Below are 25,187 nucleotides of genomic sequence, written 5' to 3'. Positions count from 1 at the left end.
TATGAGCGAGCGAGATGATGTTGTGTCGTCGTCGGGCGCTCGACGCGTGATCACGCGCCGCACGATGCTCGGCTGGGCGACGACGGCCGCCATCGGCCTCGCCGCATGCGGCCGCTCGGACGACGAGGATGCTGCCGCCACCGATGAAACCGCCGACATCGCGAACGAGGCATTCGTCTTCGGTTATCCGCTGATGCTGATGCACGAGATGCGTACGGCGGCGCTGGCGAGCACACCGGTCGACCATTTCCAGCACGACGACTCGCTACCGACGCCGGATCGGCGCGACGTAGTGCGGCTCAACCTCGACACCCTGTATTCCAGCGCGTGGCTGGATCTCTCGAAGGGCCCTGTCGCGCTGCGGGTTCCGGCGATGAATCCGGACCGCTACTGGCTGATGACGGTCACGGACGCCTGGAGCAACACCGTCCACAATCCGAGCAGCGTGCGCCCCGGGGTGCGGCCGGGGGTGACCGCGCCGCCGTTCGACTACGTGATCACCGGGCCGTCCTGGTCCGGCGCCTTGCCCGAGGGGCTGACCCCGCTGCCGATGCCGACACCCACCGTGTGGCTGCTCAGCCGCATCGAGGTCGACGGCGCCGCCGACATTTCGGCCGCGCAAGCGATCCAGCGGGGGTTGCGGCTGGTGTCCCTCGACGACTGGGTCGCGGGCCGCGCCGCGCCCGCCGAGCCGACCCGGCGGCCCAAGGCGTCGCAGCCGCCCGCCGAGCGGGTCGCGGACATGGGCGCCGGGCACTACTACGAGCGGCTCTGCGAGCTGATGGAAACCGATCCGCCCGCACCCGCGGACGAACCGGCGATGGCGCGGTTTGCCGAGATCGGGATCGAGCCCGGCGGCCGGGTCCGCGGAGTCTCGGATGCGACACTCACGGCCGCGGCGACCGAGGCGAAACGGTCGATCGCCGTCTACATAGACCCCGACACCAGGATGGACAACGGCTGGACCTTCGATCCGGAATTCGGCGCGTACGGCACCGAGTATCTGCACCGGGCGGCATCGGCGTACCAAGGGCTGGGCGCCAACCTCGCCGAAGACACGATCTATCCCACCTATTACGGGAACGCGGACACGTACGGTACGCCCAACCGATTTCGGCTGCGCTTCCCCGCCGGACAGACCCCGCCCGTCGACGCGTTCTGGTCGCTCACCACGTATGGGCCGGACGGCTTCCTGGTGGCCAACCCGGCGGGCATCTACGCTGTGGGCCATCAGGTGCCGGTCGTGCCAGGGCCGGACGGCTCGGTCGAGCTGGCGATTCAGCACGCGGACCCGGGACCCGCGGTGCCGCAGGGCAATTGGCTTCCGATTCCCGCCGAAGGGGAGTTCGAGCTCGAGATGCGGCTGTACGCGCCGCGGCCGGAAGCGATCGACGGCCGCTGGAAGCCGCCCCCCGTCACGCGTGCGCGGTGAACGCACCGAATACGGCCTCCGCTGCGTAGGCTGGTCGCGACCCGTCCGCCGATCCGCGACCGGAGCGCCCCGTGACCGAACCAAGTCCTTTTCCGGTGCGTGCGAGCGAGCGCCGCGCGCTCGACCACGTCGGCGAACTTGCCGTGGAATTCCGCTCTGCCGCAGCCGATTACGACGAACGCGCCGAGATCGCGGTCGATCACCTGACCGCGTTGCGCGACGCCGAGGTCGATCGCGCGGTACTGCCGGAGCGGGTCGGTGGCACGGGCCTGAGCTACCAGGTGTTCGGACAGCTGGTGCGCACGCTGGCGAAGGCGGACCCCTCCACCGCGACCATCTGGACCATGCACGCGGGCGCGGGCGTCGCGCTGGCGGAGATCACCGCGGAAACGCTCGGCCCCTTCTTCGCCGAGGAGTTCCTGGCGGGCAAGCGATTCGCGAACGCGCTGTCCGAACCCGCCAGCGGCAATCGCTTCCTCCAGCCGCAGCAGGAGGCCCTGCCCGCGCCGGGCGGGTGGGAGCTGACCGGCGCCAAGCGGTTCGTCTCCGGCGCCGAGATCGCCGACTACCTGTTCGTCAACGCCCTGGTCGACGGCGTGCCGACCTTCTTCGGCGTGGCGCCGGACGCGACCGTGTCGATCATTCCGATCTGGGACACCCTCGGACTGCGCGCCACCCGCAGCCAGCTGCTCTCCTTCGAGCGGACCGTGCTGCGCGCCGAGTACCGCGGAAGACGGCCCGACGCGAGCGATTTCGCGGTGATCCCCGCCGGGCTGCCCGCCCTGTCGCTGGGCATCGCCGACGCGGCGCTGGACGCCCTGGTCGAGCACGCCGCGTCGCGGGTGATCCTCGGCGCGCCGCTGTCGCACCAGCAGTGGGTGCAGCACGAGGTCGCCGACGCGCAGACCAGGCTGGCCGCCGCGCACGCGCTGTACGAGCGTGCACTGTGGCAGGCGGACAACGGGATTCCGGCGTTCCTGCCCACGCTCGGGCGGGCCAAGTACCTCGCCAACAAGGTCGCCGTCGACGTCGCGCAGCTCGGCGTGCGGGTCGGCGGCGCCTCCGGATACCTGAAGCGCTCGCCCATTCAGCGGCACCTGCGCGATGCCGAAGCCGGTCAGCTCATGGCGTATTCGACCGAGGTGCTCGCCGGTGTGATCGGCAAAGAGGTGCTCGGCGTGGTCGACGCGGACTGATCCGTATCACGGCGTGACGATGGCGAAGCCGGGATCCGGCTTGTCGAACAGACCGGGCAGCTGCGCCAGCGCCGCGGCGTTGCCCTCGATCGCGATCTCGCCGTTGCGCACCGCCTCGCGCAGATCGCCGCCCGCGAGGAATGCCCGCAACAGCGTGGCGCGGGTGAGGACGATCGTGGCGTCCGGCGCGGGAAGTCCGTCGTCGGGGCGGCGGTCGTAGTGCACCAGCACGCCGTTGCGCAGTTCGACGCGGTGCGTGCGATCGCTCTCGTCGCGAAACCGCCAGTCGGTGACCAATCGGGTGTCCCACGCCTTCGGTCCGTCGACGCGCAGTGACATCGCGTCGAACGCCTGCTCCACGCTGAGCGCGGTCAGCAGGCCCGTCGAATTCGCCTGGGTTGGTGTGCCGAACGAGCCGTTGCGCAGTTCGTGCGCGCCGCTGAGATAGAAGTTGCGCCAGGTGGCGTTCTCCGCGCCGTAGGCCAATTGTTCGAAGGCGCTGGCCTGCAAGTGTTTTGCCGTCGTATCGGCCGGGTCGGCGAAGACGACGTAGTTCACCATCTGCACCACCCACCGGTAGTCGCCCGCGTCGTAGGCCCGCTGCGCCTTCTTCAGCACCTCCTTCGCGCCGCCCATCGCCTCGACGTGGCGTTTGGCGGACTCGACCGGCGGATGTTCCCACAGGTGCGCGGGATTACCGTCGAACCAGCCCATGTAACGCTGGTAGATGGCCTTGACGTTGTGGCTGACCGAACCGTAATAGCCCTGGGTGGACCAGGTTTTCGTCAGATTCGGCGGCAGCTGGATCATTTCGGCGATCTCGGCGCCGACATAACCCTTGTTGAGCAGTCGCAGCGTCTGGTCGTTGAGGTAGCCGTACAGATCACGTTGTGCCGAAAGGAATTCCACGATCCGGTCGGTGCCCCAGACCGGCCAGTGGTGGGAGGAGAACACCATGTCGCTGGCGCGGCCGTAGCGGTTGATCGATTCGGTGAGGTACTTCGACCACACGTGCGGGTCCCGGACCAGCGCGCCGCGCAGGGTCAGGATGTTGTGCATGGTGTGGGTGGCGTTCTCGGCCATGCACAGCACCCGGCGGTCGGGGAAGTAGAAGTTCATCTCCGACGGCGCCTCGGTGCCCGGCGTCAGCTGGAACACCATGCGGACGCCGTCGATCGTCTCCTCTTGATCCGTGCGGACGATGTCGAGGGTGGGCAGGATCAGGGTGACGGTGCCGAGCGAGGTGGTCTGGCCGAGGCCCGCTCCGATCTGCCCCTTCGGGCCGCGCGGCAGGGCGGCGCCGTACATGTACGCCGCGCGGCGCGCCATCGCTGTCCCGGCGTAGATGTTCTCGGCGACAGCGTGTTCCAGGAAGCCGACGGGCGCGAGCACGGGGCAGCGACCCTCGGCGACGTCGCGCTGGGTGGTCACGCCGAGCGCACCGCCGAAGTGGTCGACGTGGGAATGGCTGTAGATCAGACCGGTGACCGGACGGTCCCCGCGGTGCGCGCGGTAGAGCGCCAGTCCGGCGGCCGCGGTCTCGGCCGAGATCAGCGGATCGATCACGATCACGCCCGTGTCGCCCTCGACCAGCGTCATGTTCGACAGGTCCAGACCGCGAATCTGATAGAAGCCGGGCGCGATCTCGTACAGCCCCTGCTTCACGGTGAGCTGGGAATGCCGCCACAGACTCGGATGCGCCGACTGCGGACAGGGTTCGCGCAGGAAGGCGTAGGAATCGTTGTCCCACACCGCCTTTCCCTGCTCGCCGGTGACCACGCCCGGTTCGAGCGCGGCGAGGAAGCCGCGGTCGGCGTCGGCGAAGTCGGCCGTGTCGGAGAAGGGCAGCGTCGCGGCGGCCCGCTGGTTGGCAGCACGGATGTGATCGCTCGGGTCGGTCGGCGTCGCGGAGGGACGCACCTGGTCGTCGTCCGCGCAGCCGCCGAGTCCCACGCCGACGCCCGCGGCCGCCAGCGCCGCCGCGCCGACGCCGAAGACGCCGCGCCGGGACACCCGCGGGCCCGTGGTGTCGCCGTTCTCTCGCTCGACCATGCGCGCTCCTAGCCTTTCGCGGGCGTTCGCCCCGTAGTTGCCGCCCCTCGGCGGGTTCGGTCGACCTTACGCACTATTGCAGCGATACTGCAATAGTGATTCAGCCTCGGGATGTCGGCCTGACACGGGCCGGTCCACGCCCGTCCGCGCGACCTGTGATCGGATGCGACCATGGCTGACGGCACGACCGGCGCGCGACGGCGCCGCAATCCGGAACAGACCCGGGGTGCGATCATCGACGCCCTGCTGGCCGCCGTGAAGGAGGGCATCTTCGCGCCGACGGCCAAGGACATCGCGCAGCGTGCGGGAGCCTCCGAGCGCAGCATCTTCGTGCACTTTCCCGGTATCGATGATCTGCGGATCGCCGCCGTCGACCGGCAGTCCGAACAGGTCGAGGCGCTGATCAGGACCATCGATCCCGCGCTTCCGCTGGACCGGCGCATCGACCTTGTCGTCGAGCAGAGCGCCGACATCTTCGCGCTCCAGCGCAACCCTCGCGTGCTCGGTCTGCTGGAATCGCATAACCTGCCCGCCCTCGATGCTCGAATGCGCCTGACCGACAGCCGGATTCGCGCCGCGCTCGCGCAGGCATTCGACGCCGAACTGACCCGTGACGGCGAACGCGACGAGCAGCTGCTCGACACGATCGATGCCACCGTCGGCTGGCCTTTCCGGCACCACCTGGTGGAACGGCGCGGACTCTCCCGCGCGGCCGCCTCCGCCGCCGTCCGGCGCGCGCTGGTGGCGCTGCTGACCGCGGACCATCCCGGTCGGTCCGATTTCGGGTAGTCGACTACTCGAGCAATTCGGTCCCGCGGTCGGCAGGATCGGCCAGCAAACATGCCGAGTTCACGGGGGTCCCAGATGTCCGACGAGCGCAAGGCGTTGTCGCCCGCTCCGCACAGCGAGCCGCCGCTGCGCGGTTTTCACACACCACGGCGATCCGAGCCCTTCCGGGTGCGCCCGCGTGGTGCGTCGGGTGCCGGAACGGGCGTTCAGCGCGTCGTCCGGGAGTCGCACGCCCCAGTGGAAACCGACGAGCTGATCCGCTCGGCGCGCAAGTTCGCCGAGCGATCGCTGCGCCTCACGCTGGAGGTGCTCGACCAGCGCAGACCGATCGGACAACTGGCGTCCATCGCGGAGCCCGCGGTGGTATCGGCGGTGCGCACCCTGATCGCGGGCGACCTGGCGCCGGGCCGAACTCTGGGCGTCGCCGTCCTGGCGCGCGTCGCGGTGACACCGGTCGACGCGCGCACCGCGGAAGTCTTCGCGGGCTACGACCGGGGTCCCCGACGCTTCGCCCTGGCGGGCCGCATCGTGCACACGCGCGCCGCAGGCTGGCGCCTGACCGCATTACGCGTCCGGTGAGCTCAGGCTCGACACCGCGCTCAAAGCGCTGCCGTGGATCCCGACCGACGGCGCGCGCTGGCGGTCCGGCCCCGGACGGCGCTCACGTCTTGCGAAAACGAGTAGTCGGCTACTCGAGATTTTCGGCCGCTTCTGACAATCGGCCGATCAATGATCAGCGCGGCCCGTTGGTGTTCAGGAACAGCACGGGACCCGCACCGAAACCGCCCTCGGCGTTGCGGGAATGCAGGGCGGCCAGGGCCTTGGCGGTGTAGACCGGCTCCAAGACGAGGCCCTCGCGTTCGTGCGCGATCGCGGCCGCTTCGGTCGCGGCGGGGATCGGGTGACCGTAACCGGGGCCGAGCCAGTCCGTGCTGATCTCGAGATCGTCGGCCGTGAGCACCGGTGGGTCGAAGACCGCGCCGCGCTTGCGCAGCAGGGCGATGGTGCGGTCCGCCAACCGCAGCAGTGTCGGGGCGTCGAGGCGGAGGGTGTCGTTGACGACGACGCCGAAGACCTTGGTGCGCAATCCCGCGAGACGCAGGCCGAGTACCAGCCCGGCCGCTGTCCCCCCGGAGCCGATCGCGGTGACGACGTGCGAGGGTTCGGGCAGGTCGCCCGCGCGGACCTGGGCGGCGATCTCCAACCCTGCCTCGACATAACCGAGTACGCCGAGCGGTGCGGAGCCGCCCGCGGGCAGGTAGTAGGGGGTCGCGCCCGGTCGCCAGTGCTTGGCGTACAGCAGCGGAGCGGTGAGGACCGTGCGCGCTTTGGTGTGCGTCCGGTGGATTTCGGCGCCGGAGGCCGCGAGCCGGACCAGTTGCGCTCGCACGTGCTCGTCGGCCGGTTGGTCGATCAGCGCGAGCACCGTGTGCAGCCCGAGATCGCGCCCGTACAGCGCGGCCGCCAAACCCCAGTTGGTGCCGACGCCACCGACCGTGAGCAAGGTGCGGCGACCGGTCCGCAGCGCCTCCGGCAGCAACCATTCCAGCTTGCGCACCTTGTTGCCGCCCCAGCCGCCGTCGCCGTAGGCGCTCTCGTCCTTGAGCCAGACCGGAGCGGCGCCGGTCGCGAGCCCGTCCAGCGGCCGCACCGGTGTCGGCGCGGCGCCGAGCCGTTGGAAGGGCAGGGTGTCCGCCACCTCGGGAAGGCGAGCGTGCAGTAGCGACGAGTTTGGTCGATCGTCCAGTTCCATGGCGCCTTCAGCGTACGACGCCGTGGTCGTCGGCGCGGTCGAATCCGCCGCTAGCGAGACTCGCATCCGCTAAATCGACCAGCGGGAGGCCTGGTCCACTACCTTTGACCTGGTGCGACACTGCACAGGTGCGGTCGAGCTGATCACGGCGTTCGTCGCCGCCGTGGTCGGTGGACTGGCGCTCACCACACCGATCTCGCTGGCGTGGGTCAGCGGGACGGCGACAATGGAAATGCAGCTGCTCGCCCACAACATGCCGAGGGCCACCGCGATCGGCTTCATCGTCGCCGTCATCGCCGCTGCCTTCTCGAGCAGCGCGGACTCGGACGTAGTGGCGTGGCTGGTCGCGTTGTTCGGCACCGTCGCGCTGCTGATCAACCACCTGCTTGGCCGCAGCTTCGCCGCGCTCGCCCCGCTGACCACGCTCAATGACATCGATTCGATGGCGGGCGGAATGCTGCTCGGCGGGCTGATGACGGCGGCCCGGCTGCACACGCCGTACGCGGGCGCGGCGACCCTCGGCGCCCTCACCAGCATCGTGGTCGGCGATCTGAGCGTGCCCGGCATCGGTCATCCGACGGCACCGGAATTGCCCGCCGATATCATCACGGGCTCGCCGCCGCTGTGGCTGCTCTGGCCGACCGTCGCGCTGGTGCTGGCGTCGACCTTGCTGAACAGGCATCGGCGGCACGAATCGGCGATCGCGGTCGAGCTGCCGCTGCGACCGATCGTCGCCGTGCTGCTCGCGATGCTCATCACCCTCGGCAGTGCGGAGTGGCTGGCCACCCGCGGCTCCACGCTGTTCCAGGTGCTGTTCGCTGTCACAGTCACGGTGGTCACGGTGCTGGCTGTAGCGCTGTTGCTGCCCGGCCGCGACGGCGTACTCGTCGCCCTCAGCACGGCCATCGCGGCGGTGGGCGGCGCGGTCGTGGTGACCGGGCTGTCCGGGTGGACGGTGCCGCTGCTGCTGGGCGTCACGGTGGGTGGCATGGTGCTCGGAGTGGCCCGCCCGATGCCGGTTGCCGCATTGGCGGCGATCGCGGTGCTCGGTGCGTTCGCCGCGGCGACCGCGCGGCCCGAAGGTCCCACGCCCGCGGCTACCGTCACCGGCAGTATGGCGCTTGCGCTGGTCACCGGCTACTGCTTCGGCACTGCACAGCCGAACCACAGCCCGAGCAAGGTGCTCGGTTTGTCGCTGTTGTTCGTGCCCGGCGTGGTCGTCGCCCTGCGTGGACGCATCTTCGGTGGCGAGCTGGACATCCCGCGCGGCTACGCCGATCCCGACCGATTGCTCTCCATGATGCCCGGCCTGACGGCGATCTTGATCACCGGCGGTTGCACGTTCGTCGTGTTGCTGCTGCGCATGCTGCGGCCAGAGGAATCCGAGACCGAGTCCGCCGACGACTCCCGCCCCGCCGCGCGCTAACGTCGCGGGCATGCGGCTTCACGTGGGATGTGCGATGTGGACGCACGCGGCATGGCAGGAGCGGCAGCTTGGACCCGCGGAACGGTTGCGCTGGTACGCCGAGCGCTGCACCGCGGTCGAGGGCAACACCACGTTCTACGCGACCCCCGCGCGCCACACCGTCGAATCCTGGGCCGAGCAGACCGCGCCCGATTTCCGTTTCGTGCTGAAGCTGCCCAAGCCGATCACCCATGAGCGCAGTCTCACCGGCGCGGACCAGGAATTGCGGGCGTTCCTCGGCGCGATGGAGCCGCTCGGGCCGCGCCTGCACACGCTGTGGGTGCAGCTGCCCGGCTCGTTCGGTCCGACCGATCTCGGCGCGCTGGCGGCCTTCCTGCGCGAGCTGCCCTCGGCATACCGGTGCGGGGTCGAGGTCAGGCACCCGGCCTTCTTCGAGGACCGGCGCGCGGGTCAGGCGCTGGAGCGCGTGCTGGCCCGGGTCGGCGCGGAATGGACAACCTTCGACACCACAGTGCTTTTCGACGGCGTGGCGGCGAGCCCGGCGGAGCAGGAGGCGCGGTCGAAGAAGCCGCGAGTGCCGCGGCGCACCGAAGCACTCACCGAATACCCGATCGTGCGGTACCACGGTCGCGACGACGTCGAGCGCACGGTCGCCGGGTGGCGTCCTTGGCTCGACACAGTGACCGCCTGGCTGCGCGAAGGCCGCTCGCCGACGGTATTCCTGCACACCCCCGACAACGCGGGCGCGCTGGACTTGGCGCGGCGCTTCCACGACGAGGTCCGCGAGCGGCTCCCGGAACTCGATCCGCTGCCCGAACCGGTGGCGGACGAGCCGATGACGCTGTTCTGATTCGGCACCGTCGCCGCGGTCGGCCGAGCGATTGCCATCAGCAGCCGAGCGAGCGCGGTCAGCCGAGACCCAGTGTTCAGCAGCCGAGACCTTGCGTTCAGCCGTTCAGGCCCAGCACCGTCGACGCGAAATCCACGAACAGCGGGGCCAATTCGGGCACTCGCTCCGGCCCGTCGGAGACAATGGTGCGACGGGTCCGCTCGCCGATCGCCTCCGGTATCAGCGCGATCAGATCGTCCGCCAGTTCGGGCAAGCTGGGGTCGGCCGCCCGCTCGTGCCGGTAGAAGACGCGGTACAGCTCGGCGAAACGGTCGACGGCGAGGTCGCGGTAGGCCACGGCCGCCTGGTCCACCTTGAACGACTCCACGAGCACGACGCACGCGAAATCCGGTTCGGTGACGATCATTTCGCAGTAGGTGTGCACGATGGAGCGAATCTTGGCGCGCGCGTCGGCATCCGGCGGGAGCTGGGCGAGTTCCTCGGCGATGCGAGTGGCGACGATGTCGATGCCGGTGTGCACGGCCTCGACGAAGCACTCCTCTTTGTTGGCGAAGTGTTCGTAGAACGTGCTGCGCGACACCCTGGCCCGGCCGACGACGTCGGAGAGCGTCGTCGCGGAATAACCCTTGGCCTGAACACTTTCCACCATCGCGGAGATGATCCTGCCCCGCTGCGAGGCCAAGACCGCTTCCCGGGTCGCGCGGTGCCGCTCGGCGAAACCGCTTCTCGGTAACACCGTCGGACGTATGGTCGCCTGCTCTCGGCGCATGTGTGCCTCTCTGTAGGAACGATCGAGATCGGACACGGCCCCGCCGATCGTGTCGCCTCGGGTCCCACCCAGGGCGACATTATGCCGTGTGGTCTTCGGCCTCTCTCCGTCATTCATCCGTCATCTTCGGCGCATCTGTGCAATCTTGTTATTGCGCAATGGCATTGATACGGAGGGTGCGGCGGAGTCATGGCGTCGAACGCGTTCGATCTCGGCAGCCGCACTGTCGCGCGCCGCGGCGCCCTGCGCCGTGGCCGGGATGCGGCGACCGTGCCGTTGTGGCCCGGCATGATCCCGCCGCAGCAGGTCGGACAGCCGCTCCGGGCGCAGCAGCGCAGACGACCGCCGCGGCGCAGGCGACCGCGAAACCGACGGCGTCCCTGGCTCGTCGGCGGCGCGGCCGTCGGCGCGTCGCTCGCCGCGGTGGCGGTGGTGCTGGTGTACGCCGCGGAGGTGACCGAACCGCGTCAATCGGCCACGGTCGCCGACCCGGTGCTCGGGGGAGGACCGGGCTGTGAGCCGACCCGATCCGATCAGTTGGTGCGCGGCAACGGCACCGGCTCGGTCGCCAGCGGACCCGACGCGATCCTCGCCTTCCAGCACGCCTACTACGTGACCAAGTCCGGTGTCGCGGCGCGAGCGGTGACCACGCCCGACGCGGCGGTGTCGCGCATCGACGTCATCGACGCGGGCATCGCCTCCGTCCCCATGGGCACCAGCCACTGCGTGCTCGTGCTTCCGCTGCCGGACGGCCGCTTCGACGTGGTGATCACCGAGACCCGCCCCGACGCGGCGGTGCGCACCTATCGGCAGTTCGTCACCGTGACCCCGCGCGACGGGGACGTCCTGATCAGCAAGATCGCCCCGCCGGACCGGTAACACCTCTCGGCGTTCCGCGCCGTTTCCGGTTTCGGCACGCGCTAGGTTTGATACATTTTCGTATCGAATACATCGGTGTATCGAACCGGCCGTCCGGCGAGAGGAGTCCACGATGGCGTCGTCCACCGCGGGAACGCCGGCGCGCCCGGCGACTCGCAGACGGGTCGCGACCCGCAAACGCCTGCTCACCGCCGCGTACGAGGTCTTCGCCGAGGACGGGTTCGGCCGGGCCACGGTCGAGCGGGTCTGCGAGCGCGCCGGTTTCACCCGCGGCGCGTTCTACTCGAACTTCACCTCGCTCGACGAGCTGTTCCTCGCCATGTGGGAGGAACGCTCGGCTGCCATGCTCGCCGATGTCCGCACCGCCCTGGACGACATCTCCGTCGAGGGCGTCGCCGACCTCCGCGATGCGGTGGACCGGCTGCTGCGCGCCGTCCCGCTGGACGAGGCGTGGTACCGGATCACGGCCGAGTTCACCAGCCACGCGCTGCGCACACCGACGCTGCGCCGGGTGATGGCGGCCCGCGAGGAGGCGATCGTCGCGGCGCTGATGCCGACCGTGGTCGCCGCGCTCGGCCGGGTCGGGCGCGGCGTGCCCGACCCGGAGGCGCTCGGCCAGGCCATGGTGGCCGTGCACGACGGCACCGCGGTGCAGGTGCTGATGGAACCGCGCAGCCGCATCGCCCTGCGGCGGCGCACCGACCTCTTCTGTCACGTCGTGCTGGCCTACAGCACGCCAATCGAAGGATGAACATGACCAACTGCAGTCCCGAATTCGCGCGCGAGGCCGATGTCATCGTGGTCGGCGCGGGCCTCGCCGGCCTGGTCGCCGCCCACGAGCTGGTCAAGGCGGGCCGCAAGGTGCACCTGCTCGACCAGGAGAACCGCAACAATCTCGGCGGGCAGGCGTTCTGGTCGCTCGGTGGATTGTTCTTCGTGGACAGCCCGGAGCAGCGGCGCCTCGGCATCAAGGATTCCTACGAACTGGCGCTGCAGGATTGGCTCGGCTCGGCTGGCTTCGACCGCGACGACGAGGATCTCTGGGCGCGCCAGTGGGCCGAGGCGTACGTGCGCTTCGCGGCCACCGAGAAGCGGGATTACCTGCACGCCTTGGGCTTGCGGGTGACGCCGCTGGTCGGCTGGGCCGAGCGCGGCGGCGCGGCCGCCGACGGCCACGGCAATTCGGTGCCGCGTTTCCATCTCACCTGGGGCACCGGTCCCGAGGTCGTGCGGGTCTTCCAGGAGCCGGTGCTGGAGGGCGAGCGGCGCGGGCTGGTCGGCTTCAGTTTCCGCCACCGGGTGGACGAGCTGATCGTCGAGGACGGCGCGGTGGTCGGTGTGCGCGGCGCCGTCCTGGAGGACACCGACCTCGAACGCGGCAAAGCGTCGTCGCGAACAGCGGTGGGGGAGTTCGAGTTCCGTGCCAAGGCAGTCGTGGTGACCTCCGGCGGCATCGGTCACAACCACGAGATGATCCGGCGCAACTGGCCCACCGAGCGACTCGGTCCCTGCCCGGAGACGCTCATCTCGGGCGTTCCGGCGCACGTCGACGGCCGGATGCTCGCCATCTCGGAGAGTGCGGGCGGCGCGATCGTGAACCGGGATCGCATGTGGCACTACACCGAAGGCATCCACAACTGGGACCCGATCTGGCCCGACCACGCCATCCGCATCATCCCAGGGCCGTCCTCGCTGTGGTTCGACGCCAACGGAAAGCGTTTGCCCGCACCGTGTTTCCCCGGATTCGACACCAACACCACGATGAAGGCGATCCTGGCGACCGGCTACGACTACTCCTGGTTCGTGCTGACTCAGTCGATCATCGAGAAGGAGTTCGCGCTGTCGGGTTCCGAGCAGAACCCCGACATCACCGGCAAGGACCTCAAACTCACCCTCAAGAGCCGGGTGGCCAAGGGCGCGCCCGGCCCGGTGGAGGCGTTCAAACAGCACGGTGTCGATTTCGTCGTCGCCGACACGCTGCGCGAGCTGGTCGAGGGCATGAACAAGATCGCGCGCGGACCCCAGCTCGACTTCGACGACCTGGAGCGGCAGATCGTCGCCCGCGACCGCGAGATCGACAACAAGTACGGCAAGGACGCCCAGTTGATGGCGATCACCAACGCGCGCCAGTACTTCGGTGACAAGGCGGGCCGGGTCGCCAAGCCGCACCGCATCCTCGATCCCAAGGCTGGTCCGCTGATCGCGGTGCGGCTGAACATCCTCACCCGCAAGACCCTCGGCGGACTCCAGACCAATCTCGACTCCCAGGTGATCCGTCCCGACGGCGCCCCGCTGCCCGGCCTGTACGCCGCGGGCGAGGTCGCGGGCTTCGGCGGCGGCGGCGTGCACGGCTACAACGCGCTGGAAGGCACCTTCCTCGGCGGCTGCATCTTCTCCGGTCGCGCCGCGGGCCGCGCGCTGGCGAAGAAGCTCGCCTGACGTTCGCCGCGAACCCGGTCGCCGGTGCGGGTCAGCGCACCGGCTCGATCGGCAGCTGCCGCGCGGCGGCCGAAAGGCGCAGCGCCGCAGGGGCGGTCGGCGGGACGACCGGGTGACGCGGCGCGATCGGGCCGAGTCGCCGGTACGGTGCGCCGAGGACGGGGCGCGGATCGGCCTCACCTTTGTTGGGCCACAACGAGACCGCGCGTTCGGCCTGCGCGGTGATGGTCAGCGACGGGTTGACCCCGAGGTTCGCCGAGATCGTCGAGCCGTCGATGACGTGCAGGCCGGGGTGGCCGTAGAGCCGGTGGTACGGATCGACGACGCCGGTCTCGGCCGAGTCGCCGATCACGCAGCCGCCGATGAAGTGCCCGGTCATCGGGATGTTCAAGACGCCGGACGCGGTGCCGAGGGGAAAGCCGTCGATCTTGCCTGCCACCCGCCCCGCGACTTCGTGCCCGGCGGGCACCCAGGTCGGATTCGGCTGGCCCGCACCCTGTTTCGTGGTCATCGTGCGGCGTCCGAACCAGCCGCGCTTGGTGTAGGTGGTGATGGAGTTGTCCACCGATTGCATCACCAGCAGGCCGATCGTCTGTTCGGACCAACGCCGTGGGTTGTGCGCGCGCAGCAAATCGCGGCGGGCGCGCCACAGCGCGCGCAGCCACAGCCCGAGGCGCGGGGTGTCGCCGCTGACCATCACGGTCGCCATCAGCGCGAAGGCGTTGCTGCCCTTGCCGTATCGCACCGGTTCGACGTGGGTGTCCGCGTCGGGATGGATCGAGGAGGTGATGGCGACGCCCTTGGTGAAGTCGGCGTCGGCGCGGCGGCTGCGGGCGCCGAGCAGTTCCTCGGAGTTGGTGCGCGAGAGCTGTCCGAGCATGCCCGAGACGGCGGGCAGCGAGCCGGTGTCGCGCAGGCGGTGCAGCAGGCGCTGGGTGCCGAGGGCCGCGGCGGCGAAGACCACCTGCTCGGCGGTGAACTCGCGGCGCTGCTTGCGTACGGTGCGGCCGGTGCGCTGCGTGGCGATCGTGAAACCGCCGCCTTCGCGTGGTCGCACGTCGGTCACCGTCGTCAGTGGATGCACTGTGGCCCCGGCCTTTTCCGCAAGATACAGGTAGTTCTTGACCAAGGTGTTCTTCGCGTTGTGGCGGCAGCCGGTCATGCACTCGCCGCAGTGTGTGCAGGACCTCCGGTCCGGTCCGACGCCGCCGAAGAACGGGTCGGGCACGTCCTGTCCCGGCTTGACGCCGGGGCCGCCGAAGAAGACGCCGACCGGCGTGCTGCGGTAGGAGTCGGCGACGCCGAGGTCTTCGGCGACCTCGCGCAGCACCCGGTCGGACTGGGTCGTCGCGGGATTGGTCGTCACGCCCAACATCCGCGCGGCCTGGTCGTAGTGCGGTGCGAGTTCCGCGCGCCAGTCGGTGATGTGACCCCACTGCCGGTCGGTGAAGAATCGTTCCGGGGGTTCGTACAGGGTGTTCGCGTAGACCAGCGACCCGCCGCCGACACCCGCGCCCGCCATCACGAACGTGTCCTTCAGCAGCGCGAGGCGCTGGATGCCGTAGCAACCCAGTCGCGGCGCCCAGAGATATTTCCGCAGCCGCCAAGAGGTTTCGGCGAACTCGTCGTCGGTGAAGCGGCGACCCGCTTCCAGCACCGCGACGCGGTATCCCTTCTCGGTCAGCCGCAGCGCGGTCACGCTGCCGCCGAACCCCGAACCGACGACCACCACGTCGTAGTCGAATGTCATGGACCTACGCCTTCCGCTCCCGCCGATGTCGTGGAACAACGCTAGGAGCGGACGACGCGCTGACAGGACAGACCTGCGGCCAAGAAATCCACATTTCCGGCCAGCCGTGCCGGTTCGTGGCTCACTCCCGCCGCAGGGCCAGCTCGGCGAGCACGGTCCAGTCGGCGAGCACCTGCTTGCGACGGGCGCGGTCGCGGCCGACCATCTCGTCGAGGGTCGCGCCGCGCACGAGGTTGATGGTGAGCCAGAAGGCGGAGTCGAGGCGGGCGCGGGGGATGTCCGGCCCGATGAGTTCGGCGCAGCGGTCGAGCAGTTCGACGGTGAGATCGTGTTGCACGCGCAGCATTTCGCGGCGCAGCTCGCGGTCGTTGGCGATGCCGACGTAGAGCTCGACGCAGGCGCGGCCGAGTTTGCCCGCGAAAGTGGCGGTCACCAGCTCGACGAGGATTGTCCCTGCGGTGAGATCTTCGGCCAGCGTGCGCAGGCGGCGGTGCAGCGCTTGGCGCTGGCGCTCGGTGAGGTGCCCGATGGTCTGGGCGAACAGCTCCTGGCGGGTGTGGAAGTGGTGCAGCTGGGCGCCCCGGGTGACGCCCGCGCGCGCGGTGATGTCGGCGATGGAGGCGCCGCCGTAGCCCACCTCGGCGAGGCTGTCGATCGCCGCGTCCAGCAGCAGCGCCCGCGTCCGCAGACTCTTCTCCTGGTGCTTGTTCGGCGGCAGATCGGAAACCATTCGTGCAGTATAACGGCTGGAAAGTACATGCTGCCTTGCATGCAATTGGATGTTGGTCATAATGTGTTGGCAAGCCGACCACCCCCGCCGCGGAGATGATGAGATGCCTGTCGACCGACTGCTGCCCACCGAGGAAGCGCGCGATCTGATCGAGCTCACCAGGGAGATCGCCGACAAGGTGCTCGAGCCGAACGCGGCGGAGTTCGAGAAACAGCAGAAGTACCCTGAGGAAGCGTTCCGCGCGCTGGGCGCGGCCGGGCTGCTCAGCCTGCCCTACCCGGAGGCTTTCGGCGGCGGCGGTCAGCCCTACGAGGTGTACCTGCAGGTGCTCGAGGAGCTGGCCGCGCGGTGGGCGGCGGTCGCGGTGGCGGTCAGCGTGCACAGCCTCTCCTGCCACCCGCTTTTCGTCTTCGGCACGCCCGAGCAGCAGCGGCGGTGGCTGCCGGAGATGTTGTCCGGCACCATGATCGGCGCGTACAGCCTCTCCGAGGCGCACGCCGGTTCGGACGCGGCGGCGCTACGCTGCAAGGCCACCGCGGTCGAGGGCGGGTACCGGATCGAGGGCACCAAATCCTGGATCACCAACGGCGGACGGGCGGATTACTACACCCTGTTCGCGCGCACCGGCGAAGGGTCTCGCGGCGTCTCCTGTTTCCTGGTCCCCGCGGACACCGAGGGTCTGAGCTTCGGCAAACCCGAGGAGAAGATGGGCCTGCGCGCGGTGCCGACCACGACAGCGGCCTACGACGGGGCGTTCCTGCCCGCCGAACGATTGATCGGCGCCGACGGCCAGGGTCTCTCGATCGCGTTCAGCGCCTTGGACTCCGGACGTCTCGGCATCGCCGCCGTGGCGACCGGCCTCGCGCAACGCGCCCTGGACGACGCGGTGGCCTACGCCAAGGAGCGTGAGGCGTTCGGCCGCCGCATCATCGACCATCAGGGCCTCGGCTTCGTCCTCGCCGACATGGCCGCCGCCGTGGACTCCGCCCGCGCCACCTACCTCGACGCCGCCCGCCGCCGCGACGCGGGCCTGCCCTATTCGCGGCAGGCCAGCGTCGCCAAGCTGGTCGCCACCGACGCCGCCATGAAGGTCACCACCGACGCGGTGCAGGTCTTCGGTGGCTATGGCTACACCCAGGACTTCCCGGTCGAGCGCTACATGCGCGAAGCCAAGATCACCCAGATCTTCGAGGGCACCAACCAGATTCAGCGCTTGGTCATCGCCAGGGATTTGGCGTCGTAAGCTACCGGCCAACTCAGAGGCTGCCGCCACCGCCGATAAGCCACGGGTTGAAGGTGCACGCCAGGTCCGCCGGGGCGGTCGGGTCGAGTGCGCGCAGCGCGATCGAGGTGGAGCGGGGGGAGTACATCATCGTCAGGTGGTCGGAGACGTCCTGCTCGCAACCCGCCTGCAAGGTGATGTTGTCGACCGTGGCGTCGGGGCCGGGGCGCAGGAAGGTCCAGTCGTAGGGGTTGGTGACCTCGTCGTAGCGCGAGCCGACCGCGGTGTAGGCCACCCCGGGGACGGTGTCGCCGTTGGCGTTCAGTGCCGCGTAGAACGCGGAACCGACGGCCTGCTGGATGTTGGAGAGCCCGACGATGGGCTCGTAGAAGCCCAGGATGTTGACGCCGAGGTTGTTGATCGCGCGCCCGAGCGAGGCTATGCCCATCAGCGAGGTGCCGTGGTGGGTGGCGCCGAAGGTGATCAGCTTGTCGACCTTGCCCTCGCCGCCGTCGAACTTCAGGTACCGGTTGGCTACCGTGCCACCTTGTGAGTGCCCGATGATGTCGACCTTCTCCGCGCCGGTCGCGGCGCGCACCTGCTCGACGAATTGGGCGACCTGGCGCGAGGATTCCTCCATCGGGCCCACGCCGAAGCGACCGGGCAGCACGGTACCGAGGCCGCCGCCCTCCATCAGCCCGGAGCGGCCGAAATTGAAGGCGAAGACGCAGTATCCGGCCTGCGCCAGTCGTGGCGACATGTAGGCGAAGGTGTCGTAGGCGTTGAGCCAGGTGCCGTGCAGCAGCACCACCGGGCGGGGATGCGCGGCGCTCGGCTTGCAGTCCCACCGGTTGGCTCCGGACGGCGCGGCGTCGGGATGGGTGAGCCCGTAGGCGAACGCGGCGAGCGCCGCGGACATCTGCGGGCCCTCCCCGACGGCCGCCGAGGAGGTGCTCTTGGCCCAGCCCGAGCCACTGCTGCCGGTGTCGACGATCGCCTTCGGCTGCCTGCCGTCGGCCGCGGGCAGGAGCCCCGCGGTGATGGTGTCGGCCAGCGCCTGGGCGGCGGACTCGGCACTCCCCTCCACGGCCGGGTCCGCCATCGTCACCCCCGCGCCGGATCCCTGGGCCAGCGCCAGACCCGCGATCATCGCGGCGCAGGCGAGCGCGCGCATGCCTCGTTGCTTCGTTGCAAACATTTCCGTACTTCCCATCCGCTCGGATCCGCCCCCGGTGAATCGATGTGGCGCAGAACACAATTGAACCCACGGTGTGACGCGTGCCATCTCGCGGAGGCGATAATGAAAATTAAAGACCGGATGGTCCAAGTCGTCACTGCACGGCCGGAAAAAGAAAATCGAGAGGCCCTTGTCGTCAGCGACAAAGTTCTTGGCGGTCGCGACCGATACGTTGTCGCGAACCCTGTCGTCGGCAACAATCGGCCCATGGCTGTCGCTTCACCCCCGGTGACCGGGGACCTCCCCCTGGTGGCCCGATTGCTGACCAGGTGGCCCCAGATCGCCGAGCGGATGCTCGCCGCGGGCCTCGGTGCCACACCTCCCGCCGCCGAGCTGCCCGCTGGTCATTTCACCGCCGAAGTACTACCCACCATCTACGCCTGCGGACGCGCCGTGCTTCAGGCCATCGGCGAGGAGCGCGCGTTCAGCAGGGCCGAGGTCGCGGCGTTCGTGGTGCCGGTCGCCGAACGGCACGCCGAGGACCGCTTCCCGCTGGCGATCCTGATCGAGGCCATCCACGGCTCCGCGCAGTCGGTGCTCGCCGAGGCCGCCGCGCTCGCCAGCCTCGACGAGAAAGACGAACTGGTCGTCGTCGGCTCGCGGCTGCTCGACCTGCTGATGCACATCAACATCACCGTCGTGGAGACCTACACCGAGGTCGAGCAGTCCATCTACAACGCCGAGCGCGAGGCGCGCCGCGAACTCTGCGCCGCCCTGCTGCGCGGCCAACCCGCCGACGAACTCGCCGCCCGCGCGGACACCCCGCTGACCGACCGCTACACCGTTCTCGCCATCCACCTGCGCCCGGACGAGCAGCACAACTCGGTCGCCGACCTGCTCGCCCGCCGCCGCATTCGCATCCTGCACCGCACGCTGGACTCGCTCAGCAACGGCACCGCACTGGTCACCTTCGACGGCGGGACCGGAATCGCCTTGCTGCCCAACCACTCCGAGTCCGCCGCTGCCGATGCCGCGCGCCATCGCGGACTCGCCACCGAGCTCGCCGAGCAGTTCGGCACCCCGGTGTATCTCGCCGAGTCCCGCGGCGTCCTCCGCGCGGATCTGCCCGGCTCCGCGGAGCAGGCGGCCGAGGTGGCGACCCTGGCCCGGCTGCTCAACCGCCCGACCGGCCGTTACCACCTGGACGACCTGCTGCTCGAGTACCAGCTCACCAGGCCGGGCGCGGCGCGCGACCGGCTCGCCCAGCGCATCGCCCCGCTGCTGAACAACCCGCACCTGCTCGAGGCGCTGGAGGCCCACCTGGAGTACGGCTCGGACCGCAAGGCCGCCGCCGCGCGCCTGCACGTGCACCCGAACACGTTCAGTTATCGGCTGCGCCGCATCGCCGAGCTCACCGGCATCGATCCCGCCGACCCCACCAACTCGCGGATGCTCGCCGCGGCGCTCACCATCCACCGGCTCTACCCGGCCAACGACACCGCCTGACCGGTCACCCGCTCGCCACGGGCGTACCCTACGCCTTCGCTCCGGCCGCGCGCGGGCTGTAGACGGACTGCGTCCGCCTGTGTGGAATCGGCGTGCCTCCGTCTTCGCTCCGGCCGTGCGCGGGCTACCGGTGGACTGCGTCCAGCTGCGTGGAATTGCCCTTCTGGTGGTACATCGCGGTGTCGGCGTCGTGCAGGATCTCGGTGGCGGTGCGCGGATCGCCGGGCACGATCATCGTGACACCGATCGAGGCCCGGACCGTGAGCCGATGTCCATGGGCGACAATCGGTTCGGCCACCGAGGCGGCGAGCCGCTGAATGACCGCCTCCGGGCCGACGTCGCGTTCGCCGAGCAGGACGAGGAACTCGTCGCCGCCGAGCCTGCCGACCAGATCGCCGCGGCGCACCGCGCGGAGCAGTCGCTGGGCGACGATTTGCAGGACGACATCGCCGACCACGTGCCCGTGCGAGTCGTTGATGGCCTTGAACCCGTCGAGGTCGACGAACAGCACGGCCGACAGGGGGCCGCCCGCCGGATGGGCGAGGGCCGTGTCGAGATCGTGCAGGATGGTCGGCCGGTTCAGCAGCCCGGTCAGCCCGTCGTGCGTTGCCTGGTACTGCAACTCGCGTTGACTGGCCCTGGTGGCGGTGATGTCGGTGAACGAGCTGACCACTGGTGATTTCCGGTCGGTCGGATTGAGCAGACGGCAGTTGCCGGCCAGCCAGCGGCGGTGATGGTCGGTGCCGTCCACGCCGAAGACGAAGCGGCTGATCGGCTCGCCGGTCGCCATGGTGCGCGCGACCGGATGACGAGTGGCGGGCAGCGGAACACCGTCGGTGTCGACCATGCGCAACGGCAGCGCGTCGAACCGGGCGCCGACGAGTTGCACACCGCGACAACCGAATATGCGCAGCGCGGCGGGGTTGATCGACTCGATCATGCCCTGCCTGCTTATCACGACGACGCCCTCCTCCAGTTGCGAGACGATCGCGGTGAAGTGCTGTTCGGCCCGGCGCTGGGCCTGCTCGGCCGCGTGCTGGGCGCTCAGATCGTGCAGCACCACCTGGTAGGCGCGTTTGCCCTGCCAGATGGTGAGCACCGAGACGGTCTGCACCGGGATGCGGGCCCCGTCGGCGCGCAGCAAGGTGAGGACCGCCCGCTTGGACGCGTCGCCGGTACTGCGCGAACCCTCGATCCTGGCCAGTGTCGAGGCGACCGAATCGGGTGCGACGAAGTCGCTGACCTGGCGTCCGACGATCTCGTGCGCGGACTTGGCCGCCAGCAGGCGAACCCCGGCCGGATTGAGATAGACGACGACGCCGCCTTCGTGTACGCATATGGCATCGGGGGAGTGTTCGACCAGCGAACGGTACCGCTCGGCCGCCTGCTCCGGATCGCCCACCATGGTGTTGTTCTCGTCCATGCGAATCCCCGTTCGACGAACGACGCGCGGTCGGTGTCCACATTGCTTGGAACCCGCCGAAACCGGCGATCGCCCACCCTGCCGGTCCGAACGGGGTTTGGTGCTGCCATCCACTAGCCGAGAGCGAGATTATGAGACTCGTTGGTATCGAAGGTCAAGGATACCGCCTGCGGCGAATGAACAGCAATCGCCGCGCCCGCGTCACGACGCGGACCGCTCGGCCTCGATAGCGAGCCTGCGCGGCCCACCGGTAAGCTCGCCGGGTCGCAGCATCCCCTTGATCTATCAGTACGACAGAGCAGATCGCTTGTGGCGCAGGGCTTGGTCGCGCGCGGGACGCGTGCGGTCGCCGGATGCGCTTTGTTCCGAACGCAAGATCGCAACCGTTGGACGATCAGAACCAGGGCATCTACATGACCAATACGACCACCCAGGCTCCGGCGCCGAAGCCGGACCTGGCGGCCGAGGCAGGCGCGCGACTGTCGCATCGGCAGATTCTCACCATCATCTCCGGCCTGCTGCTCGGCATCTTCCTCGCCGCGCTGGACCAGAACATCGTGAGCGTCGCGATCGTGCCGATCGCCAACAGCCTGAACGGATTCGACGAACAGGCCTGGGCGACAACGGCTTATCTGATCACCGCGACCATCACCACGCCGCTCTACGGCAAACTCGCCGACATCTACGGCCGTAAACCGTGGTATCTCATCGCGATCGGACTGTTCGTGATCGGCTCGGTGGCGTGCACGTTCGCCACCTCGATGTACGAGCTCGCCGCGTTCCGCGCCTTCCAGGGACTCGGCGCGGGCGGCCTGATGTCGCTGGCCTTCACCATCGTCGGCGATATCGTCCCCGCCCGCGAAAGGGTCCGGTATCAGGGCTATTTCATGGTGGTGTTCGGTGCCTCCACCGTGCTCGGGCCGGTGCTCGGCGGGCTGTTCTCCGGTTACGACGAGCTCGCGGGCCTGGAGGGCTGGCGTTGGGTGTTCCTGGTGAACGTGCCCATCGGCATACTCGCGTTCGTGGTGGTCGCCAAGGTGCTCGATGTGCCGCACCAGCGCCAGCCGCACCGCATCGACTGGTTCGGCGCGATGACGCTCACCATATGCGTTGTGCCGCTGCTGATCGTCGCCGAGCAGGGCAGGGAATGGGGCTGGAACTCGGACCGCGCGCTCGTCTGCTACGGCGTCGGCGCGGCGGGGCTGGCGCTGTTCGTGCTCGTCGAGTTCCTGATGAAGGACGCGGCGCTGATCCCGCTGCGGTTGTTCCGTAACTCCACGTTCAGCGTGTCCATCGTCGGTGGCTTCGTCGTCGGCATCGCGATGTTCGGCGCGATCGTGCTCGTGCCGCTGTATTACCAAGTGGCGCGCGGATATTCGCCGACGAAGGCCGGTCTGTTGATGCTGCCGCTCGTGGTCGGCATCATGATCGGCGCGCAGATCGCCGGAATCATCACCAAGCTCACCGGCAAGTACAAGATCCTGCCGGTCGCCGGGTGCTTCCTGATCGCGCTCGGCGCGGCGTTGCACGGCAGGGTGCTCTACGACAGCCCGCTGTGGGAGCCGCTGCTGTACGGCGGCGTGATCGGCTGCGGCCTCGGCGCGTGCATGCAGACGCTGATCATCGCCGCGCAGAACGCGGGACCGCGCACCGACATGGGCGTCTCGACCGCGGCCGCCACCTTCTTCCGGCAGATGGGCGGCACGCTCGGCGTCGCGATCTTCCTGACCATCCTGTTCAACTTGCTGCCCGGCCGGATCGTCGACGCCTTCGGCGGGCAACTGCCGGAGGGCTTCGACACCGCCCGGCTCGGCGAGTTGCAGAGCGACACCGGAGAACTCGCCGCCATGCCCGAGGACCTGCGCGCGCCGATCCTGATCGGCTTCACCGACGCGATGGCGGGCGTGTTCTACGTCGCCGCGGCGGTCGCGGTGTTGGCGGGCGTTGTGCTGATGTTCATGAAAGAGATTCCACTGCAAGACGATCCGATCGTGCCCGAGCCGGGTCCGGACGGTTCGTCGAGCTGGGAGGAGTCGCAGGTCTGGGCGGGCGCGGCGGAGGTCTTCTCCGAACCGGAACCGGTGCTCGCCGCCGCGGCGGAATCCCGCTCGCTGTTCGGCCGCATCCAGCACGAGGACGGGCATCCGGTGCCCGAGGCCGCGCTGACGCTGATCGACAAGGGCGGACGTCAGGTCGCCAGGGCTGTGGGCGACGCCAAGGGCGGCTACTCCATCGACGTGCCCGACGCGAGCACCTACGTGCTGATCGCGGCAGCGGCCGGGCACCAACCGACGGCGGTCAGCGTCGTGGCGGGCTCCTGGCCGCAGGAACTCGACGTGAAGCTGATGGGGTCGGGCACCGTCTCCGGAACGGTCAGATCGGCGGTCAGCGGCAAACCGCTCGGCGGCGCCACCGTGACGCTGACCGATCGGCACGGCGAGGTCGTCGGGGCGACGGTCACCGCGGACGACGGCGCCTTCGTCTGCCACGGGGTGGTCTCCGGCACCTACACGATGGTCGCGCTCGCCGAGCACATGCGCCCGCACGCGACCACGCTCACCGTGCCGGACAGCGGCCTGCTCCGCCACGACATCGACATGGAACCCAACGCCGTGCTCGCGGGATCGGCGCTGGCCGACGGCCGGGTGGTGCCGGATGTGCAGATCATGCTGCTGGACATGGCGGGCGATCTGACGGCCACCGCGCGCACCGACGCCGACGGCAGGTACGTCGTCCCCGATCTGGCGGAGGGGCAGTACACCGTTGTCGCGCGTGGATATCCGCCGGTGACCAGTCGGGTGACGGTGTCGGGCGGCGAGGCCGTGCACGACGTGCGGCTCGGTTACGGCCGCGACGGGGATGGCTGACCGCGACCGGTCAGTTCGCGGGCGCGGCCTGCTCGCCGCTGCGGCTCACCTCGTAGCCGAGCAGGCGTTCGGCTTCCTCGATACCGCCTTGGAGGTCGCCGACCGCGTTCATCTTCGACAGGTCCAGGCCGATGGTGACCAGGGTCAGCGCGATCTCCGAGGACAGGCCGGTGATGATCACGTTGGCGCCCATCAGGCCGGAGGCGTCGACGGTCTGCACCAGGTGGTTGGCGACGGTGGAGTCGATCGTCGGCACACCGGTGATATCGATGACAACCACCTTGGCGCGGTTGTTCCTGATCGCGCGCAGCAGCTGTTCGGTGAGCTGGCGCGCGCGCTGACCGTCCAGCACGCCGATGATCGGCAGGATCAGCAGCTGCTCGCGGACCTGGAGCACCGGGGTGGACAGCTCGCGAATGGCTTCCTGCTGCTGGCGGATGATGCGCTCGCGTTCCTCGACGAACGAGATCGCCACGGTGCTCGCGATGCGGTTGGCCGCGGGCTCGTAGGCGTCCAGCACCCGGTTCAACAGGTCGAAATCGGACTGGTACTTCTCGAACAGCGAGCGGGCCAGCACATCTCGCAGCAGCAGCACGATACCGAGCACTTCGTCGGTCTCGACCCCGCGCGGGATGATGCGCTCGGACAGGTCGCGCGCGTAGTCCTGGAGCGCCTCGACCGAGCCGGTCGCCAGCACCGCCACGTAGTTGTCGTAGACCGAGGTGACCTCGGAGAACATCTCCTCGGCGGTCATCGCGGTCAGCAGCTGAGCCTCGGTGATCAGCCGCGCCCACTCCTCGCGCAGCGCCGTCCTGTTCTGTCTGAGGTGCTCCACCAGCTCCGAGAGCAGTCCAGCCCCGCCACCGTTCGCGCCGAGATCGGTCGCGACAGGGTCGAACACATCGGACACGTGGTCCTCCATCGATC

General features: G+C 69.3%; 20 protein-coding genes. 12 read left to right on the top strand and 8 right to left on the bottom strand.

All coding sequences use genetic code 11. The features are described 5' to 3' along the window. The first annotated feature begins 1 nt into the window (after position 1). Both ABZV58_RS16950 and ABZV58_RS16945 read left to right on the top strand, forming a co-directional pair. Positions 2–1,432 (top strand): DUF1254 domain-containing protein, encoded by a 1,431-nt coding sequence (locus ABZV58_RS16950; protein WP_355001034.1) that lies wholly within the window; start codon positions 2–4, stop codon positions 1,430–1,432. A 71-nt stretch (positions 1,433–1,503) separates the two neighbouring features. After that, positions 1,504–2,628 carry an acyl-CoA dehydrogenase family protein gene (locus tag ABZV58_RS16945; protein ID WP_355001033.1) on the top strand — a complete coding sequence of 375 codons (1,125 nt, stop codon included), beginning with the start codon at positions 1,504–1,506 and terminating at the stop codon, positions 2,626–2,628. Between the two features lie 6 nt (positions 2,629–2,634). On the opposite strand, the gene ABZV58_RS16940 is transcribed toward ABZV58_RS16945, so the two are convergent. Further along, a complete protein-coding gene (locus ABZV58_RS16940) occupies positions 2,635–4,680 on the bottom strand; it encodes an alkyl sulfatase dimerization domain-containing protein (RefSeq protein ID WP_355001032.1) in 2,046 nt (681 codons plus the stop codon). Between the two features lie 171 nt (positions 4,681–4,851). On the opposite strand from ABZV58_RS16940, the gene ABZV58_RS16935 reads away from it, so the two are divergent. Both ABZV58_RS16935 and ABZV58_RS16930 read left to right on the top strand, forming a co-directional pair. Further along, a complete protein-coding gene (locus ABZV58_RS16935) occupies positions 4,852–5,469 on the top strand; it encodes a TetR/AcrR family transcriptional regulator (RefSeq protein WP_355001031.1) in 618 nt (205 codons plus the stop codon). Between the two features lie 75 nt (positions 5,470–5,544). Continuing rightward, positions 5,545–6,048 (top strand): Rv3235 family protein, encoded by a 504-nt coding sequence (locus ABZV58_RS16930; protein ID WP_355001030.1) that lies wholly within the window; start codon positions 5,545–5,547, stop codon positions 6,046–6,048. 154 nt (positions 6,049–6,202) lie between these two features. On the opposite strand, the gene ABZV58_RS16925 is transcribed toward ABZV58_RS16930, so the two are convergent. Further along, positions 6,203–7,222 (bottom strand): pyridoxal-phosphate dependent enzyme, encoded by a 1,020-nt coding sequence (locus tag ABZV58_RS16925; RefSeq protein ID WP_355001029.1) that lies wholly within the window; start codon positions 7,220–7,222, stop codon positions 6,203–6,205. Positions 7,223–7,334: 112 nt separating this feature from the next. Between ABZV58_RS16925 and ABZV58_RS16920 the strand changes: the two genes are divergently transcribed. Continuing rightward, entirely contained in the window at positions 7,335–8,648 is a 1,314-nt protein-coding gene (locus ABZV58_RS16920) for a hypothetical protein (RefSeq protein ID WP_355001028.1), read from the top strand. 10 nt (positions 8,649–8,658) lie between these two features. Next, positions 8,659–9,498, top strand: coding sequence for a DUF72 domain-containing protein (locus tag ABZV58_RS16915; protein WP_355001027.1), 840 nt, complete (start codon positions 8,659–8,661; stop codon positions 9,496–9,498). Positions 9,499–9,595: 97 nt separating this feature from the next. On the opposite strand, the gene ABZV58_RS16910 is transcribed toward ABZV58_RS16915, so the two are convergent. Beyond that, a complete protein-coding gene (locus ABZV58_RS16910) occupies positions 9,596–10,147 on the bottom strand; it encodes a TetR/AcrR family transcriptional regulator (RefSeq protein WP_355001026.1) in 552 nt (183 codons plus the stop codon). Between the two features lie 309 nt (positions 10,148–10,456). On the opposite strand from ABZV58_RS16910, the gene ABZV58_RS16905 reads away from it, so the two are divergent. The 3 genes from ABZV58_RS16905 to ABZV58_RS16895 all read left to right on the top strand — a co-directional run bounded on the left by ABZV58_RS16905 (position 10,457) and on the right by ABZV58_RS16895 (position 13,585). Further along, entirely contained in the window at positions 10,457–11,146 is a 690-nt protein-coding gene (locus ABZV58_RS16905) for a hypothetical protein (protein WP_355001025.1), read from the top strand. 112 nt (positions 11,147–11,258) lie between these two features. Then, complete coding sequence (locus tag ABZV58_RS16900) at positions 11,259–11,897, top strand: TetR/AcrR family transcriptional regulator (RefSeq protein ID WP_355001024.1); 639 nt, start codon at positions 11,259–11,261, stop codon at positions 11,895–11,897. Further along, on the top strand, positions 11,894–13,585 hold the full coding sequence (locus ABZV58_RS16895) for an FAD-binding dehydrogenase (RefSeq protein WP_355001023.1): 1,692 nt from the start codon (positions 11,894–11,896) through the stop codon (positions 13,583–13,585). The genes ABZV58_RS16900 and ABZV58_RS16895 overlap by 4 nt, the downstream gene beginning before the upstream one ends. 31 nt (positions 13,586–13,616) lie before the next feature. Here the strand turns inward: ABZV58_RS16895 and ABZV58_RS16890 are convergent, their stop codons facing one another. Next, the gene (locus ABZV58_RS16890) at positions 13,617–15,335 is read right to left on the bottom strand and encodes a GMC family oxidoreductase (protein WP_355001022.1); all 1,719 of its coding nucleotides are present in this window, start codon (positions 15,333–15,335) and stop codon (positions 13,617–13,619) included. A 121-nt stretch (positions 15,336–15,456) separates the two neighbouring features. Continuing rightward, entirely contained in the window at positions 15,457–16,065 is a 609-nt protein-coding gene (locus ABZV58_RS16885; RefSeq protein WP_355001021.1) for a TetR family transcriptional regulator, read from the bottom strand. A gap of 103 nt (positions 16,066–16,168) precedes the next feature. Here ABZV58_RS16885 and ABZV58_RS16880 point away from each other — a divergent pair, with 103 nt between their 5' ends. Beyond that, complete coding sequence (locus tag ABZV58_RS16880; RefSeq protein WP_355001020.1) at positions 16,169–17,308, top strand: acyl-CoA dehydrogenase family protein; 1,140 nt, start codon at positions 16,169–16,171, stop codon at positions 17,306–17,308. Positions 17,309–17,321: 13 nt separating this feature from the next. Here ABZV58_RS16880 and ABZV58_RS16875 read toward each other — a convergent pair whose 3' ends face one another. After that, on the bottom strand, positions 17,322–18,461 hold the full coding sequence (locus ABZV58_RS16875) for an alpha/beta fold hydrolase (RefSeq protein ID WP_355001019.1): 1,140 nt from the start codon (positions 18,459–18,461) through the stop codon (positions 17,322–17,324). Between the two features lie 270 nt (positions 18,462–18,731). Here ABZV58_RS16875 and ABZV58_RS16870 point away from each other — a divergent pair, with 270 nt between their 5' ends. Beyond that, positions 18,732–19,970: a helix-turn-helix domain-containing protein gene (locus ABZV58_RS16870; protein WP_355001018.1), complete on the top strand. Its 1,239-nt coding sequence runs from the start codon at positions 18,732–18,734 to the stop codon at positions 19,968–19,970. Positions 19,971–20,094: 124 nt separating this feature from the next. Here the strand turns inward: ABZV58_RS16870 and ABZV58_RS16865 are convergent, their stop codons facing one another. Next, positions 20,095–21,393: a diguanylate cyclase gene (locus ABZV58_RS16865; RefSeq protein ID WP_355001017.1), complete on the bottom strand. Its 1,299-nt coding sequence runs from the start codon at positions 21,391–21,393 to the stop codon at positions 20,095–20,097. A 386-nt stretch (positions 21,394–21,779) separates the two neighbouring features. Here ABZV58_RS16865 and ABZV58_RS16860 point away from each other — a divergent pair, with 386 nt between their 5' ends. Continuing rightward, positions 21,780–24,260: an MFS transporter gene (locus ABZV58_RS16860; protein ID WP_355001016.1), complete on the top strand. Its 2,481-nt coding sequence runs from the start codon at positions 21,780–21,782 to the stop codon at positions 24,258–24,260. Between the two features lie 10 nt (positions 24,261–24,270). On the opposite strand, the gene ABZV58_RS16855 is transcribed toward ABZV58_RS16860, so the two are convergent. After that, positions 24,271–25,170: an STAS domain-containing protein gene (locus ABZV58_RS16855; RefSeq protein WP_355001015.1), complete on the bottom strand. Its 900-nt coding sequence runs from the start codon at positions 25,168–25,170 to the stop codon at positions 24,271–24,273. Between the last annotated feature and the right edge of the window lie 17 nt (positions 25,171–25,187).

Source organism: Nocardia sp. NPDC004654 (assembly GCF_040609595.1).
Classification (GTDB): domain Bacteria; phylum Actinomycetota; class Actinomycetes; order Mycobacteriales; family Mycobacteriaceae; genus Nocardia.
This window is presented reverse-complemented; position numbering and strand designations above follow the sequence as displayed.

Excerpts from the sequence above, each read along its gene's own strand:
- ABZV58_RS16950 (WP_355001034.1), top strand. The coding sequence starts at position 2 with ATGAGCGAGCGAGATGATGTTGTGTCGTCGTCGGGCGCTCGACGCGTG.
- ABZV58_RS16940 (WP_355001032.1), bottom strand. The coding sequence starts at position 4,680 with ATGGTCGAGCGAGAGAACGGCGACACCACGGGCCCGCGGGTGTCCCGG.
- ABZV58_RS16935 (WP_355001031.1), top strand. The coding sequence starts at position 4,852 with ATGGCTGACGGCACGACCGGCGCGCGACGGCGCCGCAATCCGGAACAG.
- ABZV58_RS16930 (WP_355001030.1), top strand. The coding sequence starts at position 5,545 with ATGTCCGACGAGCGCAAGGCGTTGTCGCCCGCTCCGCACAGCGAGCCG.
- ABZV58_RS16925 (WP_355001029.1), bottom strand. The coding sequence starts at position 7,222 with ATGGAACTGGACGATCGACCAAACTCGTCGCTACTGCACGCTCGCCTT.
- ABZV58_RS16915 (WP_355001027.1), top strand. The coding sequence starts at position 8,659 with ATGCGGCTTCACGTGGGATGTGCGATGTGGACGCACGCGGCATGGCAG.
- ABZV58_RS16910 (WP_355001026.1), bottom strand. The coding sequence starts at position 10,147 with ATGGTGGAAAGTGTTCAGGCCAAGGGTTATTCCGCGACGACGCTCTCC.
- ABZV58_RS16905 (WP_355001025.1), top strand. The coding sequence starts at position 10,457 with ATGGCGTCGAACGCGTTCGATCTCGGCAGCCGCACTGTCGCGCGCCGC.
- ABZV58_RS16900 (WP_355001024.1), top strand. The coding sequence starts at position 11,259 with ATGGCGTCGTCCACCGCGGGAACGCCGGCGCGCCCGGCGACTCGCAGA.
- ABZV58_RS16895 (WP_355001023.1), top strand. The coding sequence starts at position 11,894 with ATGAACATGACCAACTGCAGTCCCGAATTCGCGCGCGAGGCCGATGTC.
- ABZV58_RS16890 (WP_355001022.1), bottom strand. The coding sequence starts at position 15,335 with ATGACATTCGACTACGACGTGGTGGTCGTCGGTTCGGGGTTCGGCGGC.
- ABZV58_RS16885 (WP_355001021.1), bottom strand. The coding sequence starts at position 16,065 with ATGGTTTCCGATCTGCCGCCGAACAAGCACCAGGAGAAGAGTCTGCGG.
- ABZV58_RS16880 (WP_355001020.1), top strand. The coding sequence starts at position 16,169 with ATGCCTGTCGACCGACTGCTGCCCACCGAGGAAGCGCGCGATCTGATC.
- ABZV58_RS16875 (WP_355001019.1), bottom strand. The coding sequence starts at position 18,461 with ATGCGCGCGCTCGCCTGCGCCGCGATGATCGCGGGTCTGGCGCTGGCC.
- ABZV58_RS16870 (WP_355001018.1), top strand. The coding sequence starts at position 18,732 with ATGGCTGTCGCTTCACCCCCGGTGACCGGGGACCTCCCCCTGGTGGCC.
- ABZV58_RS16865 (WP_355001017.1), bottom strand. The coding sequence starts at position 21,393 with ATGGACGAGAACAACACCATGGTGGGCGATCCGGAGCAGGCGGCCGAG.